General features: G+C 65.5%; 12 protein-coding genes. 1 reads left to right on the forward strand and 11 read right to left on the reverse strand.

Annotated elements, in window-relative coordinates:
• Positions 1-6: 6 nt before the first annotated feature.
• From xylB to ABIE08_RS07040, 6 genes are all read right to left on the reverse strand, one after another.
• Positions 7-1,476: a xylulokinase gene (xylB, locus tag ABIE08_RS07015; protein WP_354549799.1), complete on the reverse strand. Its 1,470-nt coding sequence runs from the start codon at positions 1,474-1,476 to the stop codon at positions 7-9.
• 24 nt (positions 1,477-1,500) lie between these two features.
• Complete coding sequence (locus ABIE08_RS07020) at positions 1,501-2,472, reverse strand: sugar-binding transcriptional regulator (protein ID WP_354549801.1); 972 nt, start codon at positions 2,470-2,472, stop codon at positions 1,501-1,503.
• An 82-nt stretch (positions 2,473-2,554) separates the two neighbouring features.
• On the reverse strand, positions 2,555-3,334 hold the full coding sequence (locus ABIE08_RS07025; protein ID WP_354549803.1) for an alpha/beta fold hydrolase: 780 nt from the start codon (positions 3,332-3,334) through the stop codon (positions 2,555-2,557).
• Between the two features lie 20 nt (positions 3,335-3,354).
• Positions 3,355-3,594, reverse strand: a complete 240-nt coding sequence (locus ABIE08_RS07030; protein WP_354549805.1) for a lipoyl domain-containing protein — start codon at positions 3,592-3,594, stop codon at positions 3,355-3,357.
• Between the two features lie 27 nt (positions 3,595-3,621).
• The gene (locus tag ABIE08_RS07035) at positions 3,622-6,081 is read right to left on the reverse strand and encodes an alpha-ketoacid dehydrogenase subunit alpha/beta (protein WP_354549807.1); all 2,460 of its coding nucleotides are present in this window, start codon (positions 6,079-6,081) and stop codon (positions 3,622-3,624) included.
• A gap of 384 nt (positions 6,082-6,465) precedes the next feature.
• Positions 6,466-6,921: a carboxymuconolactone decarboxylase family protein gene (locus tag ABIE08_RS07040; protein ID WP_354549809.1), complete on the reverse strand. Its 456-nt coding sequence runs from the start codon at positions 6,919-6,921 to the stop codon at positions 6,466-6,468.
• 171 nt (positions 6,922-7,092) lie between these two features.
• Here ABIE08_RS07040 and ABIE08_RS07045 point away from each other — a divergent pair, with 171 nt between their 5' ends.
• Positions 7,093-8,022 carry a sigma-70 family RNA polymerase sigma factor gene (locus tag ABIE08_RS07045; protein WP_354549811.1) on the forward strand — a complete coding sequence of 310 codons (930 nt, stop codon included), beginning with the start codon at positions 7,093-7,095 and terminating at the stop codon, positions 8,020-8,022.
• 94 nt (positions 8,023-8,116) lie between these two features.
• On the opposite strand, the gene guaA is transcribed toward ABIE08_RS07045, so the two are convergent.
• The 5 genes from guaA to guaB form a co-directional block, all read right to left on the reverse strand.
• The gene (guaA, locus tag ABIE08_RS07050) at positions 8,117-9,679 is read right to left on the reverse strand and encodes a glutamine-hydrolyzing GMP synthase (protein WP_354549812.1); all 1,563 of its coding nucleotides are present in this window, start codon (positions 9,677-9,679) and stop codon (positions 8,117-8,119) included.
• A 137-nt stretch (positions 9,680-9,816) separates the two neighbouring features.
• Entirely contained in the window at positions 9,817-10,221 is a 405-nt protein-coding gene (locus tag ABIE08_RS07055) for a hypothetical protein (protein ID WP_354549814.1), read from the reverse strand.
• A 111-nt stretch (positions 10,222-10,332) separates the two neighbouring features.
• Positions 10,333-11,646, reverse strand: coding sequence for an RsmB/NOP family class I SAM-dependent RNA methyltransferase (locus ABIE08_RS07060; protein ID WP_354549816.1), 1,314 nt, complete (start codon positions 11,644-11,646; stop codon positions 10,333-10,335).
• Positions 11,647-11,658: 12 nt separating this feature from the next.
• Positions 11,659-12,066, reverse strand: coding sequence for an MAPEG family protein (locus ABIE08_RS07065; RefSeq protein WP_354549818.1), 408 nt, complete (start codon positions 12,064-12,066; stop codon positions 11,659-11,661).
• A gap of 121 nt (positions 12,067-12,187) precedes the next feature.
• Positions 12,188-13,678, reverse strand: a complete 1,491-nt coding sequence (gene guaB, locus ABIE08_RS07070; protein ID WP_354549820.1) for an IMP dehydrogenase — start codon at positions 13,676-13,678, stop codon at positions 12,188-12,190.
• Positions 13,679-13,824 lie beyond the last annotated feature (146 nt).

A 13,824-nucleotide genomic window follows, 5' to 3' on the forward strand; every position in this document is an offset into this window, starting at 1 on the left:
TCCCCGCTAGAGATCCGAATGCGACGAATAGGCTGACACCGCCGGGAACATCGCCTTGAAGGCCTCGAACCACCGGTCATAGCGCTCGATCTGATCGAGGAACGGAGAGATCACTTCTTCGCGGTCGGGAGGCGTTGCGATCTCGGAAACATCGCATCCGCCCTCCCCGATCATGGCCAGGCGGGCCGCGCCAAGCGACGGCCCGAGATCGGCATCGTCGTAGCGCGCCAGATTGCGGCCCAGCACGGTGGAGAGAATACGGCACCAGAGCAGGCTCTGCGCGCCGCCGCCGATGAGGCCGGGAACGGCGCAGGGACTGCCGGCTTGCGTCAGCAGCTCGTCGGCCTGGCGGATCGAAAAGGCCACCCCCTCCATCACGGCCTGGGCGATATCGACCGGCTCGGAGGCCGGACTGAGCCCGAAGAAGGCGCCGCGAATGTCGCTGTCGCCATGCGGGGTGCGCTCGCCGCTCAGATAGGGCAGGAACATCAGGGACGACGGCCCGGCATATCGGGCCTCCACCTTCGACACCAGCGCGCCGATATCGGCCACGCCCATCAGCTTCCGGGCCCAGTTCAGGGCGCTGGCGCCGTTCAGCATGGCGGCCATCTGATACCAGCCGGGCGTGCAATGGGCGAAATTGTGCAGCACGAGGTCGGGCTTGGGCGCGTAGCGGTCCTGCGCCACGAAATAGACGACACCCGTACCAAGAGAAATGAAGCCCGAGCCCGGCGCGGCGCAGCCGAGACCGATCGCGCCCGTGCCGACATCGGCGCCGCCGCAAGCAACCGGCAGGCCGGCCCGCAGGCCGAGCTGCGCGGCGATAGCGGGGCGCAAACGGCCGGCGATCTCGTAGCCTTCCAGAAGCGGAGGCATAAGGGCCCGGTCGATGCCCAACCCGTCCAGAATGGCCGGCGACCATTGCCGCTGGGCCTGATCGAACAATTGCGTGCCGCCGGCATCCGACATGTCGCTGGCAATCTCGCCCGTGAGCCAGAACCGCACATAATCCTTCGCCAGCAGCACATGCGCGACGCGGTCATACAGCTGAGGCTCGTTCTGCCGGAGCCACAGCAGCTTCGCGGCGGTGAAGCTCGTCATGGCGAGAACACCAGATATCTCCGCGAGATCCGGCACACTGGCCGTCATCTCCGCGCATTGTTCGGCGCCGCGCCCGTCGTTCCATAGGATAGCGGGACGCACGACGTCATGATGGGCGTCCAGGGTCACCAGCGAGTGCATCTGCCCCGAAAGGCCCAGCGCCCGGACCGCCGCGAAGGCGTCGGGGCGCGATTGGCGCAGGACCGCGAGCACCGACTGAACCGCCCCGATCCACAGCGCCGGATCCTGCTCGCTCCGTCCCGGGGCGGGTCGCGATGTGGCGTAGTCCTGCGTGGCCCGCGCCAGGGTTCGTTGGCTCTCGTCCACGAGGATGGCCTTGGTCGCCGTCGTGCCGATATCGATTCCGAGATACATGCTTGCCCCCGAGAAATGCGTTTGTCACCGCGCCATGGCGAGAAGCGCCTTGGCGGCTGCCTCGTCGGTGATCAGCGTATGGCAGCCGACGCGTTTCATCGTCGCGTGGATGGCGACGGCGCGCTTGGCGCCACCCGTCGCCAGGACGACGTGGCGCGCCTTGCTGACCTTGTCGAGATCGACCGACATCACGCGGTCATTCAGCGCGTGCGGGACGGAACGTCCTTCCGCATCCAGAAAATTGCAGATGGCGTCGCCGACGCAGCCGACCTCGACCAGTTCCTGCAACTCCTGCGGTGAAATCAGCGTCTGGGAGAGCGAGGTCGCGCTTGCACTGATATCGCCGACGCTGATTACGGCGATGTCGAGGTCCTCCGCCAGCCGATACAGGCGATCGAGACCGCAGCGCTCGATCAGATGGCGCTTCGTCTCCTTGGAATCGACCAGGAGAGGCGACAGAAACAGGTAGCATTCGGCCCCGATCTGGCTGGCCAACCGCCACGAGAACTCGATCGGATTGACCTGATGGGCCTCGAGCACGCCGCCGAGCAGGGAGACGACACGCACGCGCTCACGCCGCACCGGTCGAAAGCTGGCAAGCGAAGCCGTCAGGGTCCGGCCCCAGCCGACACCGATGGTGCAGTCATCCGGGATCGCATCCGACAGGAATTGACCCAGGGCGAGGCCGACCGCCTTGGCAGTCCCTTCGACATCGTCTGCGCCCGGCACGACGATCGCCTCGTCCAGGCCGAACGCCGCCTCGAGCTGCAGGCCGAGTTCGATGCACTCCTGGATCCCCTCATTGATCCAGATCTGCACCTCGCCGCGTTTTACGGCCTCGTCGAGCATGCGAATGATCGTCGTCCGGCTGACGCCCAGCTTCTCGGCCACGTCCTTCTGCGTCAGGCCCTGATTGTAGTAGAGCCACGCGGCTCGCAACCGGAGCGACGACGTATCGGAAAGTACCTGCTGTGCGGAGCGTAGCAGCTTGGCCAATGCCAACCTCGATTCTGCAGCATGGAGCCCGTTTCAGGGCGGCGGGAGACGGTCCGGCAAAGCACGGTCGAGAATGGACCGCTCAGCTATGCGCCGTCAGGAAGTCCTGGATCCATCCATTGACGCGTTTGATTTCCTCGATCTGCGGCAAATGGCCGGCACCTGGCAAGACGTGCTGCTCGCCGCCGAAGCTCGCCAGAAGCTCCGGATCGAGCGGGTTGATCGCGTCATCCTCGCCCCAGATGACCATCCGCGGCAGGTCGCTTTGCCGGATCGTGGCGATGGCGAGCTGCGCGGCCTGCTCGATGACGGGGATGCCGTCGGCCAGATCCGACAGTGCCTGACGCCGTCCCGGTCGATCCAGATGCGCCAGCACATGCAACGCCATCGGCCTGTTGATCAGGCGGGGCCGCGCCACGAGCCGCTGAAGCAGGGCAAGCGCGCCGTCGGGCTCCTCCAGCCCCGCGAAGCCGTTAGTGAAATCGCGGGCGATGCCTCTACCAAGTCCAACCGGCGCTATCAGCACGAGGGACTGAACCCGATCCGGTGCGCATTCGGCCAGGCGGAGGGCGACAGCGCCCCCCAGGGAATGGCCGACGAGATGCACCTTGCCGGATATCTGCGCCATGATGCCGGCGAGCACAGTCTCGGCGAGCCCGTCCAGACTGACCCCGAGAGCGGGCTCCGCGTCGCCATGCCCGGGAAGGTCGACGCCCCATACCTGGAACGACCCTGTCAGGGAAGGCGCGTTGGCCAGCCAGGAAAGCCGGTCCGCCCCGAAGCCGTGTATGAAAACGACGACCGGCTGACCGTCGCTGCCGCCGAGCCGATGCAGCACCGCTCCGTCGGTCGGCTTGTTCACCTCAGCCATGCCGGTCGCGCCTAATCGGCTGCGATGATGGCAAGGGTCGCGCCGATCTCGGCAATATCGCCTTCCGGCACGACAATCTCCTTGAGGACGCCCGTCGCCGGCGCCTCGATCTCCATGCTGAGCTTGGTCGTCGTGAGGATGAGGATCTGCTCGCCCTCGCGGACGGGATCGCCCACGGCTTTCAGCCACTCCGTCAGTTCCGCTTCAGTCGTCTCATTGCCCAGTTGCGGCATCAGCAGCGGGATATCCATCGTCTTCTCCTGGTTCATAGGCGGCGGCTAAAGCGCGAGGCGGGCGAGGTCGAGGTCGTTCCAATCGCGGACGCCCCGACGATTGACGCGCTTCTCCGGGAAGAAATCGCTGGTGACGGCATCGAGAATATCGTCGACCTGAGGGAAATAGGTCGATTCCATCTCCGCGCCGGGAACGATCCAGTTCGGGGAGCCCAGGACGCGCGGCGCAGCCTTCAGGTCTCCATAGGCAAATCGGGTGATGTTGCTCGACAGCGTCATGGCGAAACTGCCGCGTTCGGACGCTTCGGAAACCAGGAGGAGCCGTCCGGTCTTCTTCACCGACTCCAGCACCTTTTCGTAGTGGAACGGCACCAGCGTGCGGGCGTCGATGATCTCGGCCGAGATGCCGTAATTGGCCTGCAATTCATCCGCGGCGGCAATCGCGGAATAGAGCGACGGTCCGATGGTCAGAATGGTCAGATCCGACCCCACCCGCTTGATATCCGGCTCGCCGATCGGGATCCGATAATAGTCGGTCGGCACGCCATCGGGACGGAACTGCTCGACGGTGTCGTAAAGCCTCTGGCTCTCGAAGAAGACGACCGGATCGTCGCTGGAAAGCGCCGAGGCCAGCAGTCCCTTCGCATCATAGGGCGTCGCCGGATAGATGACCTTGAGCCCGGGAATATGGGCGACCAGCGACGACCAGTCCTGCGAATGCTGCGCTCCATATTTGCTGCCGACCGAGCAGCGCAGCACCACGGGAACCTTCAGGGCCCCGGCCGACATCGCGTGCCACTTCGCCATCTGGTTGAAGATCTCGTCGCCGGCGCGGCCGATGAAATCGCCATACATCAGCTCGACGAGGGACCGTCCACCCTCCAGTGCGTATCCGACCGCCGTGGCGACGATGGCAGCCTCGGAGATCGGCGAGTTGAACAGGCGGTCATAGGGAAGGATCTCGGAGAGACCGCGATAAACGCCGAAGGCGCCACCCCATTCGCGGCACTCCTCGCCATAGGCGATCAGGCTCGGATCCTGGGTCATGTGATGCAGGACCGACTCGAACAGGCCGTCGCGCAAGGTGATGGCGCGCATGGAGGACAGCTTTTCGCCGGTCTCCGACAGGCCGAAACGAGCCTTCTTGGCGTTCTGACGGATGCGGGCCGATGTCTCCGGCGCGGCCAGCAGCGGCGCTGCGGTCGCAGGCACCGGAATCTCGTTGTGGCTGAACATCAGCTTGCCGATCAGGGTCGGATCGGCGCGCACGTCGACGATCGGCGCGGCTTCGGGGTTGACGGCCGCCGCCGTGACGGCGGTGACCTGCGCAACGACCTGTGCCCGCATCTCCGCGAGGCTCGCCTCGGTCAGGATGCCCTCGGCCAGAAGCTGGTTCTGGAACAGCACGATCGGATCATGCGGCTCCCAGAGCTGCATTTCCTCGCGCGAGCGATAGACGCTGGCGTCCGTCGTCGAGTGGCCGCTGATGCGGTAGCACTCGACATCGAGCAACGCCGGCCCCTTCCCTTCCAGCAGCAGCGCGCGCTTGCGCGCCACGGCGTCGGCGACGGCGAGCGGATTGGAGCCGTCCACGGTCTCGGCATGCATGGAGGCCGGATTGATCGCCGCACCGATGCGCGACAGCCGGTCCCAGCCCATCGTTTCGCCGATCGTCTGTCCGCCCATGGCGTAGAAATTGTTGTTGAAGAAGAAAAGTACCGGCAATCCGCCGCGCTTCTCGCCCCAGAGCGTTTCGAACTGCGCCATGGACGCGAAGTTCATCGCCTCCCAGACGGGTCCGCAGCCAGTCGAGCCGTCACCACTGTTGGCGACGGTGATGCCCTTGGCGCCGCTCAGCTTCCGGCGCAGCGCCGCGCCGGTGGCGATCCCGCCGGACGCACCGACGATCGCATTGTTCGGATAGGCGCCGAAAGGTGGGAAGAAGGCGTGCATGCTGCCCCCCATGCCGCCATTGAAGCCGTTGGCGCGCATGAAGATTTCCGACAGCAGCCCGAACAGCAGGAAGTTCTCGGCCAGCGCCTTGCCTTCACCGCCCAGATGCGTGCGGACCGACTGCAACAGCGCGCCGTCCTGATGCCCGGCCATGATAGCCTGCAGCGCAGCCTCATCCAGTCGGGCGATCGCCGACAGCCCCTTGGCGATGAACTCGCCATGGCTGCGATGGCTTCCAAAAATGTGATCCTCGGGCTCCAGCGCCAGCGCCGCGCCGACCGCCGCGCCTTCCTGGCCGATGGAGAGGTGCGCCGGACCCTTGTAGTTGAACGGGATGCCCGCATAGGCGCCGGTCGCCTTGAACGAACCCAGCATGGATTCGAATTCCCGGATGACCAGCATGTGGCGGAGGACTTCCCTCAGCGCCGCATCGCCTCGTTTCGCCCGCTCCTCGGCAAAGGGAGTCGCATAGGCGTTTACAGGGATCTCGGCGAAAGAAACCGTCGATTTTTGCCGCACGATCTGCGGGTCGACTGTAATTTCCTTAGGCATGCGTCCTCCAACAGCAACTTCAGCCATCCGGGAGTTTGCAGCCCGGGCAAGACCGAGCGGCGATATCCATCAGCACGGCCAATCGTCACTATGGCGAGGCTGGAACATATGTCAATTGGAATACGCAAAAGTCCTAAGCGTGCGCCATCGCTGAGGGGCGCTCGGCAGCTAGGTTAGTCCTTGAGAAGTTCCGCGCGAATGGCCGATAGGCCGCGCTGCGGCTCGCCATTCGCGCTGACCAAGATGGCGTCGGGCTCGTAGAAGCCGGCCATGATGTCGACGTCCATCGAGTTGAAACGCTGGAGCAGCTACGGAACAATCCCCTCCGGCCTGCGCGAGAGTTCGGGCTTTGCAGTCATTGAAACGATCCTTTTGTAAGGTTGGTCAGGCCAGCGCCTTTACGGGCAGGCGGAATGGCGCGCCGAGGCGATTGAAGGCATTCATCGCAGCAATGGTGATGGTGAGATCGACAAGATCCTTCGGCTCGAATGCAGCTGCAGCCGCCACATAGGCTCCGTCTGACGCATGTGTTTCGCTGACCAACGTCACCTCTTCGGCCCAGGCCAGCGCAGCGCGATACTGCTCTGGGAAAAGATGAGGCACCTCTGCCCATACTGGTACTAGCGCGACCTTGTCGATGGACATCGTCTTGAGTAGGTCCCGCGTATGAAGGTCGATGCAATGGGCACAGCCGTTGATCTGCGAGACCCGCAGGAAGACGAGATGGATGAGTTCCCCCGGCAGGTTGGTGCCCGTGGTGATGTAGTGATGGATGCCGAACAGCGCCTTTGCGCCCTGCGGTGCGACCGCGTGCCAGATCAGCCGTGTATTATCGCTCATGGTCATTTCCTTCGTCTGGGCGCCGTTCAGTGACGCTCGCAGACTTGACGAGGCAGGCCGGATAACTGTGACATTCCCAGGAAATTTCTCGCGAGCGGCCGGATCCATGTCACATTTGGGCACGCTGCCTCGTCTTATGCGCGTGGCCACACGGGAGACACGGAGACCTCAGTGTCAGCGGACGTTAGCGGCGGTGCCTCGGATCAGCGAAGGGGACGGAGCGATCAGCGCACTGCCGATTTTCAGGCGGAACGCAGTCGATTGCTGCGCCTCGCCTACCGAATGCTTGGTTCGCTCAGCGATGCCGAGGATGTCGTGCAGGATGCGTGGCTGCGCTGGGAGCGGACCGCGGGTGAGATAGAGTTCCCCACCACCTATCTGACCCGGATCGTCACCCGCCTGTGCCTTGACGAGCAAAAATCGGCACGCGCGCAACGCGAAATCTACGTCGGCCCATGGCTGCCGGACCCGCTGATAGGGTCGGTCGAGCCCGACGAAATGATCGCCGACGATATCACCGTTACGCTGATGCTGGCGATGGAGCGCCTGTCTCCCCTGGAGCGCGCGGCCTTCCTTCTCCATGACGTATTCGACATGGCCCTGCCTCAGGTGGCAGTCACCTTGGGGCGCGAGCCTGCCGCCGTTCGCCAGCTCGCATCACGCGCGCGCAAGCATGTCCAGGCGGCGCGGCCCCGATTCGCCCTGGAGCCGGCCGAAGCAGACCGGATCGCACGCGCTTTCTTCACCGCCGCGCGCGACGGCGACGCCGCGCAACTCGCTGAACTGCTGGCGCAGGATGTCGAGATCCATGCCGATGGCGGCGGCAAGGTGCTTGCCCTCCGCAATGTGGTGCGCGGACTCGAGCGCGCGCTCCGCTTGTTCGTCGGGTCCCACCGGAAGAATGTGCGTGCGCCGACCTTGTTGCGCACTGTGAAGATCGACGGCTTGCCAGGCTATATCAGCGTCGATGGTGACGGCCTCCTGCAGACTACCGCGCTCGATATTCGCGATGGCAGGATCGCCGCAATCTATATTGTCAAGAACCCCGACAAACTGGCTCACCTTTCGTCCGCTATGGCAGCCGACGACGCCGAAAACTGACTGGCAACTAAGCCCCAGCCTCGGCTGCAGGCCAAAGAGCGGCAACTAAAGGCTAAAATCCCTATCGAACCTACGCTACTGCCGCCGTTTCCCCTCATTCCCACTCGATCGTACCGGGGGGCTTGCTGGTTACGTCGTAGACGACGCGGTTGATGCCCTTGACCTCGTTGATGATGCGGGTCGCGGCGCGGCCGAGGAAGTTCATGTCGTAGGGATAGAAATCCGCCGTCATGCCGTCGACCGAAGTCACAGCGCGGAGCGCCAGCACCGAGTCATAGGTGCGGCCGTCGCCCATCACGCCGACCGTCTGCACCGGCAGCAGGACCGCGAACGCCTGCCAAATGGTGTCGTAGAGGCCGGCCTTGCGGATCTCGTCGAGATAGATCGCATCGGCCTTGCGGAGGATGTCGAGCTTTTCGCGGGTCACGCCGCCGGGCAGGCGGATGGCGAGGCCGGGGCCCGGGAAGGGGTGGCGGCCGACGAAGCTGTCCGGCAGGCCGAGCTCGCGGCCGAGCGCGCGCACTTCGTCCTTGAACAATTCGCGCAGCGGCTCGACCAGCTTCATGTTCATGCGGGCCGGCAGGCCGCCGACATTGTGGTGCGACTTGATCGTCACCGACGGACCGCCCGAGAAGGAGACGCTCTCGATCACGTCGGGGTAGAGCGTGCCCTGGGCCAGGAACTCCGGCGCGCCCTTGCCGTCGCTGGCGATCTTCTTCGCCTCGGCGTCGAACACGTCGATGAACAGGCCGCCAATGATCTTGCGCTTGGTCTCGGGATCCGAGACGCCCTCAAGCTTGCCGATGAACAGATCCGCCGCATCGACGCTGACCAGCGGGATGTTGAAGTGCTCGCGGAACAGCGAGACGACCTGGTTGCCCTCATCCTGGCGCATCAGCCCATGGTCGACGAAGACGCAGGTCAGCTGGTCGCCGATCGCCTCGTGGATCAGCACGGCCGCGACCGCGGAATCGACGCCGCCCGAAAGCGCGCAGAGCACCCTGCCCTTGCCGACCTGCTTGCGGATCTTCTCGATCATCTGCTCGCGATAGGCCGACATGGTCCAGTCGGACTTGAGGCCGACGATCCTGTGCGCAAAGTTCGAGAGAAGCTTCGCGCCGTCCGGCGTGTGGACGACTTCCGGGTGGAACTGCACGCCGTAGAAGCGGCGGGTCTCGTCGGCGATGGCGGCGAAGGGCGCGCCGTCGGAAACGGCGATGACCTTGAAGCCCTCGGGAAGAGCCATGACCTTGTCGCCGTGGCTCATCCAGACCTGATGGCGGGTGCCCTTCTCCCAGACGCCCTCGAACAGTGGCGACGCTTCCTGGATATCGACGAAGGCGCGGCCGAACTCACGATACTCGCTGGTTTCCACGCGGCCGCCGAGCTGGGCCATCATCGTCTGCTCGCCATAACAGATGCCGAGGACCGGGACTCCCGCCGCGAACACGGCGTCTGGCGCGCGCGGTGAGCCGATGTCGCTGGTGCTGGCCGGGCTGCCGGAAAGGATCACGCCCTTCGGCTGCATCCTGGCGAAAGCGCCCTCCGCATTCTGGAACGGATGGATCTCGCAATAGACGCCGGCTTCGCGGAGGCGACGCGCGATGAGCTGCGTTACCTGCGATCCAAAATCGATGATGAGAATGCTGTCGGTCATGGAACGGCCCGGCGTCTGAGGGGAATGGCCCCTCGGTTAAGCGATCGGGCCGAAAACTGCAATCGCGGAGCTGCCATCCGTCCTTGCATAGGTCAAAGAAAACGGCCCGCACCTTGGGGTGCGGGCCGAAGAAGCGATCAGGGCGCGGCAGTCGCCGGCGTATCGGTCGCCGGTGCGGTCGCAGCCGGAGCTTCGGGCGCCGGAGCCGGCGCGACCGGAGCGGGCGTCTCGGCGGCGGGAGCCGGAGCCGGCGTCGCAGCCGGTGCGGGCTCTGCTGCCGGAGCCGACGGCGCAACCGGGGTCTCGACGACGGGCTCGGGAGCCGGCGCCCAGAAGGCGAAGTCGGCGCAGCCTTCCGGCGCCTTGGCGTCGGCGAAGCGTTCCTTCAGCTTCTTGCAGGAGAATTCGCGCGCGGCGGTCGGCAACACCTTGTTGATCTGCACGCCGAACTGGTCGTTCGGGTTCGCGGCTGCGAACACGTAATAGGCCCAGTATCCCGCGAACAGGACGAGGATGATGGCGATAAGCCTGAGCAGGCGCATAAGTCTACCTCCGTAATCGGGAGAACCCCGGGGCCGTCCTTCTATCGGCGCGACAGCACGCTGTCGAGACGAAGACCCGGCAACACCGGGAGGGCTCACAGATGAATGCGCTCAGGCGGCTCGCGTCAGCACGGAAACGAAGAAACCATCCGTGCCGCTGGCGAGCGGGGTCATCAGAAGACCGTTCGACAGCAGCCGCACGGCCGGGCCGAGGATGTTCATCGATTCCTGCTCATAGGCCTCGACCACCGCCTGGGGCGGAACGACCGCGAAGCCGGGATGGGCGGCGAGGAAGGCGTCGATCTGGTCAGTGTTCTCCTCCTCCAGCACCGAGCAGGTGATGTAGACGAGACGCCCGCCGGGCTTCACGTAGCGGGCGGCGGTCTCCAGCACCAGCGCCTGGTCCTTGTTGCGCTCGGCGAGGCTGCCAGGCCGGATGCGCCACTTGGCGTCGGGATTGCGGCGCCAAGTGCCGGTGCCGGTGCAGGGCGCGTCGACCAGCACGAGATCCATGCGATTCTCGAGATCGTCGAGGACGTCGCTGTTCGGCCGCGGCGTGCGAACCTGGACGTTGCGCACGCCGGCGCGCGTCAAGCGGTCGTGGATCGGCGCCAGGCGACGGCGGTCGGAATCATGAGCGAAGATCTGGCCATGGTTCTGCATGGCAGCCGCCAGAGCGAGCGTCTTGCCGCCGCCCCCGGCGCAGAGATCCAGCACCTGCATGCCCGGACGGGCGCCGGCGAATTCGGCCGCGAGCTGGCTGCCCAGATCCTGGATCTCGACCTGCCCCTTCAGGAACGGCTCGGTCGAGGCGATATGCGGCTCGGCCGATCCCGGCTCCAGCGGCAGGCGCAGGCAGAGCGCGGAAAGCGCGGGGCGCTCGGGCGTCCGGCCGATCGCGGCGGCGAGTTCGGAAGCCGCGTGATCGGCCTCGGCCTTGAGGGTGTTGACGCGCAAATCGAGCGGCGCCGGCGTCGCCAGCGCCTGCAGTTCGGCCACGACATTGTCGCCGAAGATGCGCGCAAAATTCGGCGCTATCCATTCGGGATAGTCGCCCCGCACAAAGTCCGGCGCATCGGCGAGCGCGTCGCGGGACAGCACCGCGCGCTCGTCGTCGGTCAGCGGCGCCGGCGCGAAACGGTCGCCCGAGAACAGCTTTTCGATCGCCGCGATGTCGAGGCCGCGATGCCTGCGGAACAGGCCGAGCATCACGGAGCGACCATCGTCGCCGCCACCAACTGCCGCCGACGAGTTTCGGTGCCGGAGCGCGTCAAAGACGAGATCGCCGATGGCGCGGCGATCCTTCGAGCCCGCGAAGCGGTGCGCGAGGCCCCAATCCTTCAGGGCGTCGGGCGCCGGGCGGCGACGGGTTGCGATATCATCGAGAACCTCGATGGCGGCGGAGATGCGTGCGGCTGGGATCATGGTCCCGCGCTTCTAGAGTATCCGGACGGCAAGGTCGAGCCAGAGGAAGCAAACCAGCAGGAATCCGACCAGAAAGCTCAGGTGGCGCAGCACAAGCGGCCCGTTCAGCGAGCTGACCGTGTGGACGACCCGGCTGGCGACGAAGAGCCATGCCACGGCCACTTCGAGGATGGAGGTGCCGTTGATGCCGAACAGGAAGCCGACAACCACGAAAAACAGGATGGGCAGCTCGAACTGGTTGGCGAGATGGCGGCGGGCGGTCGCCGATGCGTCGGGCTCCTTGGCGCCGGGCGCGAATTCGGTCGAGGACACGGCGCCGCTGTTGACGGCATTGCGGCGCGTGATGCCGAGCCAGAGATAGCAGAAGGCGATCAGCGCGAATTGCGCGATCGCCGGCCAGAGGATGACGGTCTTCAGCATGGAGCCCCCGATTGGTGGATCGCCGGCGATTGCCGGCCATCAGGCCGCAAACAAGCAAAAGGGGCAGAAGGTTCCCACCCCTGCCCCCTTTCATATCACAAGCCGCCAGGCCGAAGCCGGATCAGCCGATGCCGGGATAGTTCGGGCTCTCGCGGGTGATGGTCACGTCATGCGTGTGGCTCTCGCGCAGGCCGGCCGTCGAGATGCGCACGAAGCGCGCCTTCTCGCGGAACGTCTCGAGGTTCTCGGCGCCGACATAGCCCATGGCGGCGCGCAGTCCGCCGGCCAGCTGGTGAAGCACGCCGCTGACCGGACCCTTGAACGGAACCTGGCCTTCGACGCCTTCCGGCACCAGCTTCAGCGTGTCACGCACTTCCGCCTGGAAATAGCGATCGGCCGATCCGCGCGCCATCGCGCCGACCGAGCCCATGCCGCGATAGGCTTTGAACGAGCGGCCCTGGTGCAGATAGACCTCGCCGGGGCTCTCTTCCGTGCCGGCCAGCAACGAGCCGATCATGGCGCAGCGCGCGCCGGCGGCGAGCGCCTTGGCGAGATCGCCGGAGTACTTGATGCCGCCATCGGCAATCACCGGCACGCCCGCCTTGTCGGCGGCGGAGACGGCTTCCATGATCGCGGTCAGCTGCGGCACGCCGACGCCGGCGACGACGCGCGTGGTGCAGATCGAGCCGGGGCCGATGCCGATCTTGACGGCGTCGGCGCCCGCGTCGATCAGCGCCTGGGCGCCCTCGGCGGTGGCGACGTTGCCGGCCATGACCTGCACGCGGTTCGACAGCTTCTTGACCAGCGTGACCGCGTCGAGCACGCGCTGCGAATGACCATGCGCGGTGTCGACGACGATGAGATCGACACCTGCGTCGATCAGGCGCTCGGTTCGTTCGATGCCATTGTCGCCCACCGTGGTGGCGGCGGCGGCGCGCAGGCGGCCCTGCTCGTCCTTGGCGGCGTTCGGGTTGAGCTGCGTCTTCTCCATGTCCTTGACGGTGATCAGCCCGATGCAGCGATAGGCCTTGTCGACGACGACGAGCTTCTCGATCCGGTGCTGGTGCAGCAGCCGGCGCGCCTCGTCCTGGCTGACGCCTTCCTTGACGGTGATCAGACCCTCGCGGGTCATCAGTTCATAGACCTTCTGGGCCGGGTTCGAGGCAAAGCGGACGTCGCGATTGGTCAGGATGCCGACCAGCCGGCCGGGATTGCCGCCGCCCTCGACGACGGGAATGCCGGAGATGCGGTGCGCCTTCATCAGCGCCAGCGCATCCGCCAGCGTCGCATCCGGCTCGATCGTGACGGGGTTCACGACCATGCCCGATTCGAACTTCTTGACCTGGCGGACTTCCTCGGCCTGCTGCTCGGGCGAGAGGTTACGATGGATGACGCCGAGGCCGCCGGCCTGCGCCATGGCGATCGCCAGCCGCGCTTCGGTCACCGTATCCATGGCCGAGGAGATGATCGGAATGTTGAGCTCGATCTCGCGCGTCAGCCGCGTGCGGATATCGACCTCGCCCGGCATGACCAGCGAATGACCGGGCTGAAGCAGCACGTCATCGAAGGTCAGCGCTTCGCGTCCGGTCGACAATTCTACGATCTGGGCCATGGCCAACGCTCCGAATGCAAAAGACCGGCCGTGGGACCGAGGGTCACCGGCGGGTCGAGGTTTCAGCGAATAGAGTTGGCGGTGGTCTCTATCATGGAGTCGCGGCCGATGAAAAGTCTCGCACCGCACAAATTTCCGCAGGCCGG

It is taken from the genome of Kaistia defluvii (genome assembly GCF_040548815.1).
GTDB lineage: Bacteria > Pseudomonadota > Alphaproteobacteria > Rhizobiales > Kaistiaceae > Kaistia > Kaistia defluvii_A.